Annotated in this window: 11 protein-coding genes and 3 pseudogenes; 11 read left to right on the forward strand and 3 right to left on the reverse strand. The window is 31.4% G+C overall.

Annotated elements, in window-relative coordinates:
* The first annotated feature begins 360 nt into the window (after positions 1 to 360).
* The 4 genes and pseudogenes from ACYVEC_RS15300 to ACYVEC_RS15315 form a co-directional block, all read left to right on the forward strand.
* Complete coding sequence (locus ACYVEC_RS15300; protein ID WP_063224400.1) at positions 361 to 1,065, forward strand: 4'-phosphopantetheinyl transferase family protein; 705 nt, start codon at positions 361 to 363, stop codon at positions 1,063 to 1,065.
* Positions 1,052 to 1,774, forward strand: a complete 723-nt coding sequence (locus ACYVEC_RS15305; protein ID WP_063224401.1) for a thioesterase II family protein — start codon at positions 1,052 to 1,054, stop codon at positions 1,772 to 1,774. Before ACYVEC_RS15300 ends, ACYVEC_RS15305 begins: the two co-directional genes overlap by 14 nt.
* A gap of 662 nt (positions 1,775 to 2,436) precedes the next feature.
* Positions 2,437 to 3,579: a patatin-like phospholipase family protein gene (locus tag ACYVEC_RS15310; protein WP_275719359.1), complete on the forward strand. Its 1,143-nt coding sequence runs from the start codon at positions 2,437 to 2,439 to the stop codon at positions 3,577 to 3,579.
* 114 nt (positions 3,580 to 3,693) lie between these two features.
* Positions 3,694 to 3,921, forward strand: a pseudogene (locus ACYVEC_RS15315) (nucleotide excision repair endonuclease); the annotation flags it as partial.
* A 118-nt stretch (positions 3,922 to 4,039) separates the two neighbouring features.
* On the opposite strand, the pseudogene ACYVEC_RS15320 reads toward ACYVEC_RS15315, so the two are convergent.
* Positions 4,040 to 4,191, reverse strand: a pseudogene (locus tag ACYVEC_RS15320) (IS3 family transposase); the annotation flags it as partial.
* Between the two features lie 949 nt (positions 4,192 to 5,140).
* On the opposite strand from ACYVEC_RS15320, the gene ACYVEC_RS15325 reads away from it, so the two are divergent.
* Complete coding sequence (locus ACYVEC_RS15325) at positions 5,141 to 5,536, forward strand: hypothetical protein (protein WP_063224403.1); 396 nt, start codon at positions 5,141 to 5,143, stop codon at positions 5,534 to 5,536.
* 237 nt (positions 5,537 to 5,773) lie between these two features.
* The gene (locus ACYVEC_RS15330; protein ID WP_199678202.1) at positions 5,774 to 6,472 is read left to right on the forward strand and encodes a YrrS family protein; all 699 of its coding nucleotides are present in this window, start codon (positions 5,774 to 5,776) and stop codon (positions 6,470 to 6,472) included.
* Positions 6,473 to 7,384: 912 nt separating this feature from the next.
* Here ACYVEC_RS15330 and ACYVEC_RS15335 read toward each other — a convergent pair.
* Positions 7,385 to 8,320: a nucleoside hydrolase gene (locus tag ACYVEC_RS15335; RefSeq protein ID WP_063222258.1), complete on the reverse strand. Its 936-nt coding sequence runs from the start codon at positions 8,318 to 8,320 to the stop codon at positions 7,385 to 7,387.
* 1,096 nt (positions 8,321 to 9,416) lie between these two features.
* On the opposite strand from ACYVEC_RS15335, the gene ACYVEC_RS15340 reads away from it, so the two are divergent.
* The 5 genes and pseudogenes from ACYVEC_RS15340 (at position 9,417) to tnpB (ending at position 13,924) form a co-directional block, all read left to right on the forward strand.
* A complete protein-coding gene (locus ACYVEC_RS15340; RefSeq protein WP_063222259.1) occupies positions 9,417 to 9,797 on the forward strand; it encodes a GntR family transcriptional regulator in 381 nt (126 codons plus the stop codon).
* Positions 9,794 to 10,489: an ABC transporter ATP-binding protein gene (locus ACYVEC_RS15345; RefSeq protein ID WP_063222260.1), complete on the forward strand. Its 696-nt coding sequence runs from the start codon at positions 9,794 to 9,796 to the stop codon at positions 10,487 to 10,489. Before ACYVEC_RS15340 ends, ACYVEC_RS15345 begins: the two co-directional genes overlap by 4 nt.
* A complete protein-coding gene (locus ACYVEC_RS15350) occupies positions 10,489 to 11,286 on the forward strand; it encodes a hypothetical protein (protein WP_063222261.1) in 798 nt (265 codons plus the stop codon). The genes ACYVEC_RS15345 and ACYVEC_RS15350 overlap by 1 nt, the downstream gene beginning before the upstream one ends.
* 38 nt (positions 11,287 to 11,324) lie before the next feature.
* Positions 11,325 to 12,059 (forward strand): Bax inhibitor-1/YccA family protein, encoded by a 735-nt coding sequence (locus tag ACYVEC_RS15355; RefSeq protein ID WP_063222262.1) that lies wholly within the window; start codon positions 11,325 to 11,327, stop codon positions 12,057 to 12,059.
* A gap of 746 nt (positions 12,060 to 12,805) precedes the next feature.
* Positions 12,806 to 13,924, forward strand: a pseudogene (gene tnpB / locus ACYVEC_RS15360) (IS200/IS605 family element RNA-guided endonuclease TnpB).
* Positions 13,925 to 14,018: 94 nt separating this feature from the next.
* Here the strand turns inward: tnpB and ACYVEC_RS15365 are convergent.
* Entirely contained in the window at positions 14,019 to 15,665 is a 1,647-nt protein-coding gene (locus tag ACYVEC_RS15365) for an S-layer homology domain-containing protein (protein WP_275719355.1), read from the reverse strand.
* Positions 15,666 to 16,199: the final 534 nt, after the last annotated feature.

A 16,199-nucleotide genomic window follows, 5' to 3' on the forward strand; every position in this document is an offset into this window, starting at 1 on the left:
TGCAAAAGATGCAACGCTATGAACGAAAAGGGCAGCCCAATAACTGCAAATAAAGTGTAGGCAATAATGAATATATCAAGAGTATTACTTTTTAAGAGGATAATGCAAAAATTAATTGATAGAGACATAGAAGCCTATATGAGTTGCTCATAGAATAATGTAAATGCTCCCCATTTTTTTGTAATAAAAGCTAATGCTTTGATGACATTACTGAGGAAAGGTGTATATTTTCATTGATATGTAAATATGCACCTTCTCTATTGTATTTGCAATTTAATAAAGTTAATTTGAATTTATGTAAAGCACATATATGAAGCCATCCTTTAAAAAAGGAAGTGATTTATCATACACATTCAAGCTGTGAAAATACCAAAGAATATTGAAAGTCATTTGTTTAAGCAACTTAGTAACTTGGTTTCAAATGAGAAGAAAGAACGAATGAAGCGTTTATTAAACTCATGCGACATTAATAGGACCCTGATAGGGGATTTACTAATCCGATCTCTAATCTGCCAAAAGTATAAAATTAATAATGAAGAAATTAGATTTATATATAATGAGTATGGAAAACCTTTTGTTGAAAATTTTTCTGACTTTCATTTTAATCTGTCACATTCAGGAGAATGGGTGGTTTGTACTACTGCTAATTTTAATGTGGGTATTGATATAGAAAAGGTTTCAGAAATAGAGGCTCTTAAATTAGCAAATGAATTTTTTTCAGAGGAAGAATTTTATGATATATCTAATATAAATTCTGATGAACAAATTAATTATTTTTATGATTTATGGACATTAAAAGAAAGTTATATAAAAACGATTGGAAAAGGGCTTTATATCCCGTTAAATTCATTCTCTATAAAAAAAGAGTCACGAACTTTAATTTCATATAAGTATATACCTCAAAACTTTTACTTTAGACAATATAACATTGAGCCAAATTATAAGATATCTGCTTGTGCAACAAGGGATGAATTTCCGCAAGAGATAATAATTAAAGACATTTATTCAATTTGCCAAAATATATGCAAATTTGAAAGTAAGGAGAAAATCAATGCAGAAGACTAAACTTTTTTGCTTTCCACATGCTGGGGGATCTGCGTTTAGTTACGCAAAATGGAAAAATCACTTTAATCCATATATTGAGGTAGTCCCGATAGAGTTAGCTGGTAGAGGATATAGAATTGAAGAAAACTTGTACCAAAGTATGGAAGAGGCGGTAAATGATGTCTACAATAAAATAGTTATGCAGATAGATAATTCGCCCTACATTCTATTCGGGCATAGCATGGGAAGTTTGATCGCCTATGAAGTAGCCAGAAAAATAAAAGATTCTAAAAACGTATCGCCTGAATTTCTTGTTTTGTCCGGTAGAAATCATCCAAATAGTAAAATAAAAAATATCCGACATAATCTTTCTAATGAGCAATTTAAAAGAGAAGTTATTGCAATGGGAGGTACACCGTCCGGGGTACTTCAATCAGAAGAATTAATGGAGATTTTTCTCCCAATTCTAAGAGCAGATTTTAAAATTGTCGAGACATATATTCATGACAATAATATACAACCATGTGATATTGATTTTCTTATATTTAATGGGGAAAATGATGAATTTACTACATATGATCAAGTAATAATATGGGAGCAATATACAAGTAAAACGTGTACTCTTCATTCTTTTGAAGGTAATCATTTCTTTCTAAATGAAAATATTGAAGAAATAGCAAAGAGTATTATAAGAAAGTTAGATTCTAAAAGATTATCAAATAGTTTTTAGAGGTTTTCTAAGTATATTCATGGCTAAGGAACAAAATATTAAATATGAAAAATAAAGGAACTGCTGAAATATCATTGAATAAGGGCATTGAAGCCTAAACGAACATTTCAAAGGCAGGAAAAAAGACTCATTGAATCGTAAGAGTTACTTCCCTTATTTATCTAAAAAAGTGATGCAACTTATTTGCATCACTATTTAAAGTTTTACCAGAGAGTAATTTAGTTAATTGGTAGAAAAAGGAATGGGCCTATTTGGCCCCTTCCTTTTTCTCATACATAACGCTTGTTGACAACTTATGAAATAATAGCATTCATCGCTATTAAAATATAACACTAAAAGCAATTAATTAGATATGTAATTGTGCATACATTGTACTATTTCATGAATGGGAACAAAACTATTTATCTCTTTCGGGAAGGAAACAAATAGACTCAGGTATACTTAGGGTAAGAGCACCCAAAGATGCGCTCCGTTTCTTATTTCCTATCCTATATTACCATTCCAAGCAAATTCCTTCTCTTTCAAACAATTCATCCATTGAATAAAGATAAATCCGCCATACGTATCGCGTAGCATGAAACGTTCTTAATATTATTTGGAATATATTTCAATATACTTCCGATACTATAACAGATCTAAAATTTCTCTACTGGAGGTATATAATGACATATCCATTTCGTAATTTAGTATTTGAAGGAGGCGGGGTAAAAGGGGTCGCTTTTATCGGTGCCATCCGCGCACTAAACGATGAAGAGATTTTGCCAGAAATACAACGATTTGGGGGGACTTCTGCAGGAGCGATTACTGCATTACTTTTAGGTCTTTCCATTCCATTCGCAGATGTCGTAAAAATCCACAAAGATATGAATTTTAAAGCATTTAAAGATCATGATTTTTTGTTTATTCAAGATAACATTCGTCTATTTTTTGATGGTTTTGGCATTTATAAAGGGGATTTCTTCACTGAGTGGATAGGTGCGATAATTGAAAAATGGACAGGGAGTAAGGACACAACCTTTCAGCAGTTATATGACAAAACAGGAAAAGACGTGTTTTTCCAAGGAACAAACGTTTCTACACATCAGCTTCGCACGTTTTCTCGTGAGACTACGCCTGATGTCCCGTTTGTAGTTGCCGTGCGGATTTCGATGTCCATCCCATTCTTTTTCAAATCTGTGGAATGGGAGGAAGATTATTATGTAGACGGAGGTGTACTCGATAACTACCCAATCCGTTTATTTGATCGCAAAAGTTTTGTGAGTAAAGAAGAACACTTAACGACCACAGACACAATTGACGAGGTTAATAAACTGGTAAGTAATACGGATCAGCATTCTGCATTAAGAAGCTTACATACGAACTATAATGTATCTTTTTTTGATCCTGCAGATGAAATTGTGTATAACAAGGAAACACTAGGTTTCCGTTTAGAATCTCGTGCTGAGATTGCCATGTTGAAACATATAGCAAGTGCAAAAAAACATCATATTGGCCATTCACTTATTGATTTTGTATGGAATTTGTCTCAAACCATGATCAAGGGACAAGCGAGCGGAAAAACAACAAAAGAAGATGCCGCTCGTACTGTATTTATCAATACGTTCTTTACGTCGTCAATTAATTTTAATATCACAGAAGAAGAAAAGAACACACTCATTGATTCAGGCTATACTTGCACTAAAGATTATATACATCAGTTCAATACTTCTGAAGTAAAATTGTTTAATCGACCAAAAAGCCGAGTGCAATGCACTTGGCTTTTTTCAATCATCCTGCAAATTCGTTATTTTTTAGTAGGCAATTAAAATTTAGATAGACTTTATATAGAACAAGAGAGAGGAGATATCAGAAAGTAATAAATATAAGTATGGATGATTTCTTATTTTGTAAAACTAGGGTGTAGAAAGGGTGAAACAGGTGGAAGAAAAACTATGTTTTATGAAATAATTTCTTTGTTAGATAATAGATATAACTATCATGTCCTCGCAAAAGTATTGAACGTAGAACTTCAAACTTTAATTACAATTAAAGAACACCGAAACAATTTCCAGATACCAGGTAATCATAAGAGGACGATCAAGCATCAAGATATAATGTATGCCTTATCTGGAAAAAAGAATTTAAGTAATCCAAGGTTAAATTCTTAACTTTAAAGTAGCAAATCTGTAGCTTTTATCATTTTAGCCATGAGGGCTCCGTCCTAAATAAACGTGAAGGGCTACAGCCGGTTGAAGTGCCCTCTCGAAAGTTAGACAAGTCGGTTCATTAGGCAGCCTTTAGGGTATGAGCCCGGTATTGTACCGTGCTCATACCTTTTAATTTTGCCCTGATTCTTTTTGATTATAGTACCCTATATACTTTGCTAATTCTTGTTTGAAATGTGTTATACTTTTAAATTCTGTTTGATACAGAAATATACATACAAAAACGCCATCCTTTCCAATGATTCTACAAAAAGAATAGCGTATTTTTTCATTTTAGAGGGGATTTTTGAAGAAAGAATTAATAGTATTAATAGAATATGTAAAAATACTCCGATATTTAGTCAACAGTTTTATACCTTATGAATAATATCTAAATAAATGGATGATACTATACTTTGAATGAAAAACACAAGCATTGCATAATAAATAAAATACTCCTTATCTATTAAGTATTTGAATTCTCTAAATCTCGATGTATTATATTCTTTTATTTTCTCACTTTGTGAAGCTGAGAAAACATCATCACTTCTGAAAGAACCCTAACTTCAGCGGGTTCTTTGATTTACTTGAACTTATTTTTGAATCATTGTATTATATTTTCGAGTCTTACTTATATAAATCATTATCAGGAGAATCTGCAGATTTGCAGGTTCTTTTTTATTTTCATACTATTGATTTTTATACGTGTTTGGTAAAAAATCAATGAGTTACAAAAAATTACTATACCGAAATCTAGTTCGCTATAGTAATTTGCATATATAAGATCCCACTTTGCTATATCCCCCAAAAAGAGTCATAAAAATCTATATTTTTTAATTCAGTTGCAAACTACAAAACATCTTTTAAAAAGAAATACATGTAAATACACATTATATTTTATTCCATAATTCTCTATTTTGTTCACGATAGTCTGATATTGAAAAAAATAAAATATTTGGTACGACTTCAATTTGTTTTTAGATAGTTTTGTAATTAAACTATAATATTGTATTTTTTCTGCATTATTGAAATTAGTAATAATAAAATGTATTATTGAAAAGCACAATTTATAATTCAAGTAATCAGGACTATGTACTCATTATAATTTGAACATTCAGAAATTATAATATTATCTAAAAATGAGGTGTGATTCATAGAAACAGTACATATTAAATGGTATGGAATGTATAGTATAAATGATTTTTATAATAGGGAAGAAGCTTCTAAGAAGGGGATATTTGCAATCTCTAGAGTATATGCTAAGACTGTAACATTGCTCTATATAGGACAAACCAAAAGAAGCTTTATACAAAAGATAAGGGAACTTAATAAGGAGTGGCCTTTTGATGAGAGCGAATTAAAGATTACATTAGGAATAATAGAATTTCCTAGTGGTGAAATTTACTCTGAAAAGAAGGTAAAAGAGATAAAATCCCTTTTGATTTTACGACATACCCCGTTAGAAAATGAAACATCTTTACTATACTATAGAGGGAAATTTAATTTAAAAATTATAAATAAGGGAAGAAGAGGTTTAATTGTTAAAAAGCTTTCTACAGGAGATCTAATGTGGACGTAATTGGAATCAACTTTGAATAAAATTGAAAGTTGTTTAAGTGCAGAAACTTATCAATTTTTAATGTATTAAACTATTTTGAATAACATATGTCAGATGCTTGAAAAAACACAAATTTTATTGTGATATGAAATCCTGTATGGAAAGTGTAGTGTATTTCTATTATTTAATAAAAATATTAAGAATTATAAGGATAATACATAAAGAGTAGAGGAGAAAGTAAACACGGAGGTTTGAAGAATGGGACAAGTAAGCAGATTTCAAGAAAAACAACAGAATCGTCGTCAAAAGGCAATTTTTAATATTGCATTTACTTTAATATTAGTGACAGTTGGTATAGTGACATACCAGTTGTTTACCTCTTCTAATACATCAAAGAAAGCAATTGCTCAAGAAAAGAAAGCAGTACAGTTAGAGGAGAAGAAACGTGAAGAGAAAGAAGCGACACAGTTAGAGGAGAAGAAACGTGAAGAAAAAGAAGCGGCACAGTTAGAGGAGAAGAAACGTGAAGAAAAAGAAGCGACACAGTTAGAGGAGAAGAAACGTGAAGAGAAAGAAGCGGCACAGTTAGAGGAGAAGAAACGTGAAGAGAAAGAAGCGGCACAGTTAGAAGAGAACCAAAAAGCAGAAAAATCGGTATCTCAAGAAAAGGGTTCTCAAACTAATCCTTCTTGGAAGCCAATTGGTACAAAGCAAGGGGCTAAACCTGAAATGAAATTTAAAGAAGGAACAGTAGATTGGAATGAGATGAAAAAAGCAATTTCTTATGCTATTGATGTTCCAGAGAGCCAATTGATTTTCGATTTTATTGGGAATAATGGTAATAATAAAGCCTACGGTAATGTGCGAGATAAGCAAAGTAACAAAAAATATAAGGTTGATATTGATTGGGTAGAGAATCAGGGGTGGAAACCAGCATCTGTACAAGTGGTAAAATAATAGAAATATAATTATGTGTTTAAAAGTTTACTTTTGTAAAAACTCATAAAAGAGTTCGTTTCAATCAGGACTCTTTTTGTTATGTCACCAGCATTAATTACTAGGACTCAATTGTTAGATCCTGATACAGACAAAGTTTGCAGTTTATTAAAATCTACCTGATTTAGTGCTTCGAAAGATTCAAAATTGCATTTTTAAAATACTAAATAATTAATGGTACCTTTTAAAATATTTTTGGACTCATTTCATTAGAAGCTATTCCGTCTATATAACTAAAAAATGTGTTATAATATCTATTGAACATATGAATAGGATAACAACTACCTGATTTTGGCAAGTAGCAATTTATTTAATGAAAGGATTACTTGTTTTCAAGACAAGTGATCTTTTTATATACATTCCCTTTACTATTTTTGAAATTGAATAGATATTTCAATCTGTGTAATTATAATAGAATTGATTAAAATTAAAGCTACAATAAGGATAATACCTTCCTTATTTGTAGTAAGAAATATATGAAAAACACCTTATTTGTATTAAGGTGTTTTTCACATATTAATATTACTCATATACTGGGGTAACCTTTAGAGCATATCAATCAATTTCTTGATATAAAGGAGAATAATTAAGTTTAATTGTGTCATCTTCTTTTTGCAATGGTCACCAATTAGTTGTGCATAAAAAAGAGACACATTTTGTGTCTCTTAGGAGTATGAATGAAATAGTAGAGTTTTTACAAAAAGAATATTGCATACCAAAGCGGGATCAAAAAAATCCACCCAATTGTAAGTACTAAGTATCTTAAAAACCCTAAAAAAAATGCATACATACACCTTTTAGGTATATTGTATGTTATTTAAAGAAAATTTATTATTTCATACTGGTTTACATACGAATGAGTAAATTCACTTTCTAATTTGTTCCTCTATCTATCATAATTTCTATGAAATTCTTAATAAACTGTTTTTGATTTAATTTCAATCCAATTCTAGCTCCCTCATCTTTTGCACCTGGTCGAAAATCTGCGACAGTCTGTCCCCTTAAAGATTCTAAATCAATCTCTACTTTTCGATACATGTATTGAAGAAAATCTGGATTGACAATTGCACTCATTGCAACAACATCATGTAAAGGAGCACCTTTAATACTGGGGTTTAATTTTTTGTAGGCACTAAAATAATAATCATAAATTGGTTTAATTAATGATTTAAATGGGGTAGTAGTGTGTTCTGCAATATATTCTGCTTCATTTGGAAGTAAAATAGCTGAATTTGTTACGTTTAAAGGAATTATTGTTAAATTTTTAGATTGATTAATTACAAATCGGGTTGAAACTGGATCACCATATGCATTTGCTTCAGCTACAGGTGAGACGTTTCCTGGTTGAAGAAATACTCCGGACATTATGTATATTTCTTTTATGCTTTGCATTGTTTCTTTCCAAAGGTTTAAAGCGATTGCAAGAGAAGTGGATCTACCTACATCAACAATTGTTAATTCTTCCTTATATTTTTCAATAATTGACAGAATTAGACTAAAATTATGAAGAGGAATTGATGCTACACTTTCTGGTGGTTGGATAGGTCCAAGTCCTTCTGCACCATGTATTTCTGGATAATAAGCAGTGAAACCATTAAGAAATGGTAAAGAGGCACCGCTGATAACAGGGATATCTGTTCTTCCAGCTAATTGTAATAAGTAAACAGCATTTCGAGTCGTTTGTTCTTTTGTAACATTTCCATAACTTGTAACAATTCCAACAATCTCAATTTCAGGATGCAATAAACCATATATAATTGCCAAAGAATCATCTATACCTGGGTCTCCAAATAATAATACTTTTTTCATGGGGGATTCTCCCTTCTTAAATAATTTAATATTTAATAAGACAAGCTCTGTATTATATATGTAAGAAGAGCATATATTTATGATTTATATTTTTAAAAATTGTTATTGTTGGAGTTTTTCGTCTTCATTTAAATGTTTAAATTAATGTAATAGCATGTGATAATAGACATGTTTGTTTAGGAAAACCTAGTTTATGTAGAAATAAAATTGACTTTTTATTCCATATTTCACTTGTGGGTTTTTTCCGAAATCCTGGCCGTAATCCTATAAAGAAACTCCGATTTGTGCTCTCTTCATATGCTATTTTAGAAAGGGATATTATGATGAAAAAAAGTAGTATAAATATAAGCATATCAATTTTAATACCGATTTTATTAATGGTATGTCTTATTAATGTTAAATACAGAATCATATTAACTGCATTATTTGGAGCTTCGATTTTTTCAACAACATTTCTTTGTGCGATCGGATTTATCCTAGCTGTTTTATCATATATAGAAAACAAAAGTATTTGGGCAAAAATCGGAATAATGTTAAACGTGTTAGTATTTTTTATTCCTATTATTTTGATTTTTTTTATATAATGGATAGTTTAGATTTATGGGTACCACTTTATCACCATCAAACCAAGAAAAACGAATACCCCAAAACGAAAAATGAGCTTTTCACTTACAAGTTAGCACAAATTTTCGTTCTGGGATTACTATAAAATTTTAGCTAGATGGAAATGGGGTAATTAAAAATCTTAGCTTGATAGCGATGGGGTCTCGCCAACTAAACGCGAATTTCGTACGTTATCAAGACCTAAATCTAAAAAATACTAAAAATATCACGCTCCTAACATATTGTATATGACTTACATGTTAGGAGCGTTTATTTTTGGTAATGAGTTTTGAAACTGAATTTAAATAGTATTATTCTCTATCTGGATAGAAATATAAGTAAAGTAAAATAAACGGTCGTTTATGGCACTTAGTTGGTTACACCAGATATGTCATCTTTTATTCATTATATGCATTTCGAAAAAATTACCATTTACACGCAATCAGTACTAGTGTATCATTCAACTAGTACACTAGTACTGAGGAGGTAAGAAATGGAAAGTGGGTTTTCTCCTAATATCCCGATTTATATTCAGGTAATGGAATACATGAAAAAGGAAATTGTAACAGGTCGTTTAGCGCCGGGTGATAAAATACCAGCTGTACGTGAATTAGCCAGTGAATTACAAGTGAATCCAAATACGATTCAACGCACATTTCAAGAGCTAGAACGAGAAGGTATTGCTGTGACAAGAAGAGGAACAGGGAGATTTGTAACAAGTGAAGGAGAAAAGATTACTGAACTACGCAAAGGAATGGCAACAGAGTTGCTTGATAATTTTATAAATGGAATGGACAATTTAGGATTCACGAAAGAAGAAATTTTTCAAATCCTCCATTCTTCATTAGAAAAGAAAAGGAAGGAAAACGAATGACAGAGTTATTAAAAATTGAAAATCTGTGGAAAAGATATAACTTAAAAACAGTACTTCAAGATTTAAGTGTAACAATTTCTGAAGGGAAAATTATTGGTCTTGTTGGTGATAATGGTAGCGGAAAAACGACATTATTAAAAATGATTGCTGGTTTTCGTTATCCTTCTAAAGGAACTATCACAATTGAAGGTCAGAAGGTAGGAATAGAAACAAAGAAAATTGTTTCATTTATGGCTGATAGTCCTGTTTTTGACGAGTGGATGACAATAAAAGATGCTGTAGCTTTCTATCGAAATTTTTATCCTGATTTTGATTTAAATCAAGCAATGGAATTAATAATTGAATTTAAAATGCCATTAGAAGAGCATATAGTTGCTCTGTCAAAAGGAGAAGTGGAAAAATTACAACTTATATTAACTTTCTCCAGAAAAGCAAAGTTATATATATTAGATGAGCCCTTGGGTGGAATTGATCTCGTTTCTAGAAAACATATACTGGATTTAATTCTTAAATTTTACCGAGAAGACTGTACTATTCTTATTTCAACTCATTTAATAGAAGAAATTGAAAATATATTTGATGAGGTAATCTTTTTAAAAGACGGAAATATTGTATTACATGAAAATGTAGAAGAAATTCGTTTTCATCAAGGTAAAGCAGTGCATGAATTGTTTAGGGAGGTTTATAAGTAATGAACCCACTTTTTCAATATTTATATAAGTGTAATAAAAGAAGCATAGCTATTCTTTATTTTGTTTTTATAACTTCTTCGTTGCTCCTTTTATTTCATGTGAAAGGTTCAATTCAAATAACGAATTCGGCTAGACAGGATTTAACATTGGTTATTTTTTTAATTTTATTATGTATAGCTTCTTTCTACGTGTTTGTACTAGCGTTATCATCTTTCAACAAAATGATAAAAAATTCTATGATACGTTACACAGCTATCACATCTCAAAAAAATATATATGCAAATTTATTTTTCTTTACACTTGTATTTCTAATTTTATTGGTAATAGGACTGATTTTTTTATATTATTTTTCCTTAAGTATTGATGGTGTAAAAATAATGGATGATAGTTTTCAACAGGAATTTTATGAGTTATTTAAATACGGAATCTTTCACCATATCTTTGCTATTTTTTTATGGGGAATCGTTTTCATGTATTTGTTAGTTTCCGGTTATTTTATCATAGTTATTACAAAACAGTTTCCTGTTAAGGAATCGATAGGAAGGAAAATTTTCTTTACCGTTTTCTTTTGTATTTTCGTAGCTATTCAAACAGCAGTGATGGATGTTTTGGGAAGATTAGAGAGAGAGATAGTTACTATAAAAAAGAATTACTTTATTGATCAGAATGGATTCATTGAAACTTCTTTTTATCTTAGTGAATGGAGTACGATAACTGACCAAATTTTCACCTGTTTGTTAATAATTCTCCTCGTAGCCATTACTGGACGCATTATAGATAAGAAATTAGAGTTATAAAAATTTGTTTAATTCAAGATACATTTTAGGAGGAACTAATGAAAACATCTAATCCAATGCTAAAAAAGGATACTTTTAAAAAAGAGCCAACAAACACTTCTACGATGACCATTGGTGGAACCGTAAGAAATACATTTGTTATGCTTATTTTACTACTTGCAGCGTCTGTCTATTCATACTTACAGATGATGCAAGGTTCAATGAAAACGTCAGTATTAATTGGAGTAGCAATAGTTAATATAGTAGTTGCATTTTTAGCTATATTTATCCCTCGTATATCACCAATTTGTGCACCGATTTATGCTGTAGTGAAAGGGATTGTATTAGGAAGTATTTCAGCATATTATACAATGCGTTTCGGGGATTCTATTCTTTTAACTGCTGTATTATTAACCATTTCAATTTTATTTGCAATGTTAATATTATATGCTACTCGTATAATAAAAGTAACTGAAAAGTTCCGTACTGTTTTAACAGCTGCAACACTTGGCATTTTAATTATGTATTTGATTGTCTTCTTGCTAAACACGTTTGTTTTGACTGTTCCATACATTCACCAAGGTGGGACAATCAGTATCATTATTAGTGCCGTTGTGATTGTCGTTGCTGCATTAAATCTATTACTGGATTTTGATTCGATTGAAAATGGTGTACGTAGTGGGGCGGCAAAACATATGGAATGGTATAGCGCAATAGGGCTCATGATGACATTAGTATGGTTATACCTTGAAATTCTCCGTTTTGTTTCTTACTTTATGAAAAACGAAGAATAGAAAAAATCCTGCATGTTTCAAACATGCAGGATTTTTTTATCTAGTAGTGTCAATTTGAACACGAGAAAGTATCAAGATGCTTTACAACGGTTTCAACCATTGTATCTAAATTTTCAGTATCCTTTTCTATAATATTCTTTCGACCACTACAAATAATTTAACATTAAAGTACTGATTCCTTTTTAGCGTACGAAATTTGCGTTTTGTTAGAACTAAATAGAGTTCCTTAAATGGTCGTTTTTAGAATTTGATAATCGAGTATATATTATTGAAAAATTAGAGTTGACCATAAAACCAATATCCGATATATTGGTTTTATGAAAAAAGATATTATTAAACCCAAATTGTAAATATGTTTGATTTTATTGGTGAAGAGGGAGGAAATCCCTCTTCTTTTTTGTTCCTTCTAAAGTTCGAAGGTGCCTTGAGTAATAAAATTTGATTTTTTTAACGAATTCCCCGAAAGAATTCTCTTTCCTCAAGCGTGTGAAGGGCGTAGACCAACGGTAGGTGGGAGATGAATTTCTGTTTGGCGTAGCCAAAAGGTTTTGCATTTTATCATTTTAGCCAAGAAGACTCCTTCCTCAAGGAACGCGAAGTGAGTAGGTGGGAGATGAATTGGCTTCGGACAAGGGATGGCAGGAAGCCATCTTAATTGTTCGACATAAACAAACTGTTATTACACTATCTATCGAATGTATGTTTGTCGTACAATAGACATATATCCAAAAGGAGGTGAAATGATAATGATTAATAAAGCATATAAATTGCGTATCTATCCAAATAAAGCACAAGCGACCCTAATCAATAAAACGATTGGTTGTTCTCGCTTTGTATTCAATCACTTCCTATCTCTATGGGATCATGCATACAAAGAAACAGGAAAAGGTTTGACATATGGTACATGCTCTGCCAAACTTCCTGCCATGAAGAAAGAATTTGTTTGGCTAAAAGAAGTGGATAGTATTGCGATTCAGTCGTCTGTTCGCAACCTTGCGGATGCTTATACACGCTTTTTTCAAAAACAAAACAGTGCCCCGCGTTTCAAATCTAAGAAGAACAACGTACAATCTTACACCACAAAACAAACAAATGAAAACATTGCCGTTGTAGGAAACAAAATAAAATTGCCAAAACTAGGTCTTGTTCGATTTGCCAAAAGTCGTGAAGTAAAGGGATGTATTTTAAATGCTACAGTTAGACGGAATCCTTCTGACAGATACTTTGTGTCATTGTTAGTTGAGACAGAAGTGCAGGAACTACCGAAAACACATTCTCACATTGGAATAGATGTAGGACTAAAAGATTTCGCCATTCTGTCAGATGGAAAAACCTATGAAAATCCGAAGTTTTTTCGATTGTTAGAAGAGAAGTTGGCAAAAGCACAGCGTGTTCTTTCTAGAAGAACGAAAGGATCTTCTCGCTGGAATAAACAACGAGTAAAAGTAGCTAGCATGCATGAATACATGGCAAATGCTAGAAAAGATTACTTGGACAAAATCTCTACTGAAATCATCAAAAACCACGATGTTATCGGTATAGAAGATTTGCAAGTATCGAATATGTTAAAAAATCGTAAGTTAGCAAAAGCGATTAGTGAGGTATCATGGTCACAGTTTCGAACTATGTTGGAATATAAAGCAAAATGGTATGGCAAACAAGTCATTGTCGGATCAAAAACATTTGCTTCAAGCCAATTATGTTCTTGTTGTGGATATTAAAATAAAGACGTTAAAAATCTAAACCTACGTGAATGGGACTGTCCTTCTTGTTGTACACACCATGATAGGGATATTAACGCAAGTATCAATCTAAAGAATGAAGCGATAAGGCTTCTAACCGCAAGGACTGCGGGGTTAGCCTAATCAATTAGAGTTCGATAGAACTCTTTACTTAGGAATCCCCCACTTTCACTTCTAAACGAAGTGAAAGTGGGGGTAGTTCAAAGAATGTTGAACATTAGTTTGTTTTTTCAACAATAGGAGAAATAGCTTTCACAGGAACACCAGCAAGTAAAATAGGGCTAAACTCAAAAGATGCAGCATAAACGTTCACCGTATCACCGATTACAATATCTTGTAATACTTCGGTTGAAGTTTCAACTTCATAAGTTATGTTGTTACTTGAAACTAAGATTGAATTATCAGATTTCCCTGTAACATTTCCTTTGATTTTTTTGTATTGATTCTCTAAAATATTTTGTTCATTTCCTTTTTGAATAATCGCGTTTCTTGCCTCGAAAGGTAAGTCCATTAGAAGAATAGGGGCCATTTCAAATGCTTGAGCATAAACATTTACTGTATCGCCTATCTGAATGTTTGGTAATACTTTTGGATTAACATGGGCACGAATGGTTTGATTTTCACTTGAAATTTCTAAGCTATCTTCGGATTTTTTTGTCACTGTACCAGAACGTTTTTTTAGTTGTGCTAAGAGTTTTTGTTCTTTATCTTTACTCATTACATGGTTTTCTTGTTGTTTGTTAGATTCTTCGTTTATTTTAGAAATAGAACTTACATCAGTGTAAAATACAGTTTGTCCATAGATTTTTTGATGTTTCCATTGATCTTTGTTAGCAACTTTAACTTTGTCTCCGTTTTTAAAGTTAGAGTTACTACCATTTGGGAAGTCTATAGTAACTTCTTGACTATTGCCATTAGCATCTTTATATACAACAGTCACATAATAAGGGTCTGCATCATTTATTACACCAAATACATGGTTTTCTTGTTGTTTGTTAGATTCTTCATTTACTTTAGAAATAGAATTTACATCAGTGTAAAATACAGTTTGTCCATAGATTTTTTGATGTTTCCATTGATTTTTGTTAGCAACTTTAACTTTGTCTCCGTTTTTAAAGTTAGAGTTACTACCATTTGGGAAGTCTATAGTAACTTCTTGACTATTGCCATTAGCATCTTTATATGCAACAGTCACATAATAAGGGTCTGCAACATTTATTACACCAACTACAGCATTTTCTTCTTTCTTTGTTTGGTGGTCGATTTGATCAGACTTTGCAATAAATTGTGCAGCCTCTGCACGGGTAATTGGTCTATTAGGGGACCAGTTTTCTCCATCTTCAGTGCCCTTAGAAATTTCTGTTTGTATTAAAATATTTGCATATCTTTCTCCCCAATGCCCTTTTAAATCCTCAAATGTAGTTACACTATTTTTAGTAACTTTATTTTCTAATTTATAAGCATTTGCCACCATTGAAGCCATGGATGCACGATTAATCAAACCTGTTGGAAGGAAGTTACCATTTCCATCTCCTTTAATAACACCTGCTTTTTCAACAGCTGCAATGTAAGGTGCTGCCCAGTGGTTTTGAGCATCTCGGAAAGATGGTTTAGCATTCTTATTAATTTCTAATCCAAGCATTATAGCCATTATTTTGGCAGCTGAACCGCGGTCAATTGTTTCAGCAGGAGCAAAAGTACCATCGGGTTTTCCATGTAATGCGCCTTTTTCAACTAGGTAATTTACAGAAGGGCTTGCCCAATTTGGGACATCTGGAAATTTATGAGTATTTGCAAATGCACTAGATGAGTAGGATAGTAGACTTCCAGCAAGAATTCCTGTAGCAATTAATTTGTATTTCAAAATGTAACACTCCTAAAAAATATTATAGCTTGGTAAATCAATCATTTATAGTGAATCTTATAAGTAATATGAATTAGTTTAAATAATAGAGTAGGTTGGCAATTTCGCTATATTACAGGTAAATAATAATTAGTTAATTTAAATTATTATTTCGAAAAAAATCTATAGGCATACACTTATAATAAGGGACTATTTGATATATTTACCAAGCTTGTGTAACCAGTATAGTTACTTATATATATGAGTGTCAATTAAAAAAGAATTACATTTTTGTAAGATAACCATGTTAATAATATAGTAAGTAATTATTATATAAGGTGAATAATTACTCGTTATAATAACTATAAGGATAAATAAATTTGTTTTTAATCCTATGTAATGAGAGGGCTCTCTAGATTAAATAAAGAGGGATATTTAGCGTTATTTACCAGTGATTTTTTGTGTTTTTTATTTTCATTGGACTTCTATTATTATTTGTATTATTTGGTCATCATACTGCGGGGTTTTTAAATTTAAACAGTCACGGTGGCTTCT

Source organism: Bacillus sp. MN7755, from assembly GCF_054771475.1.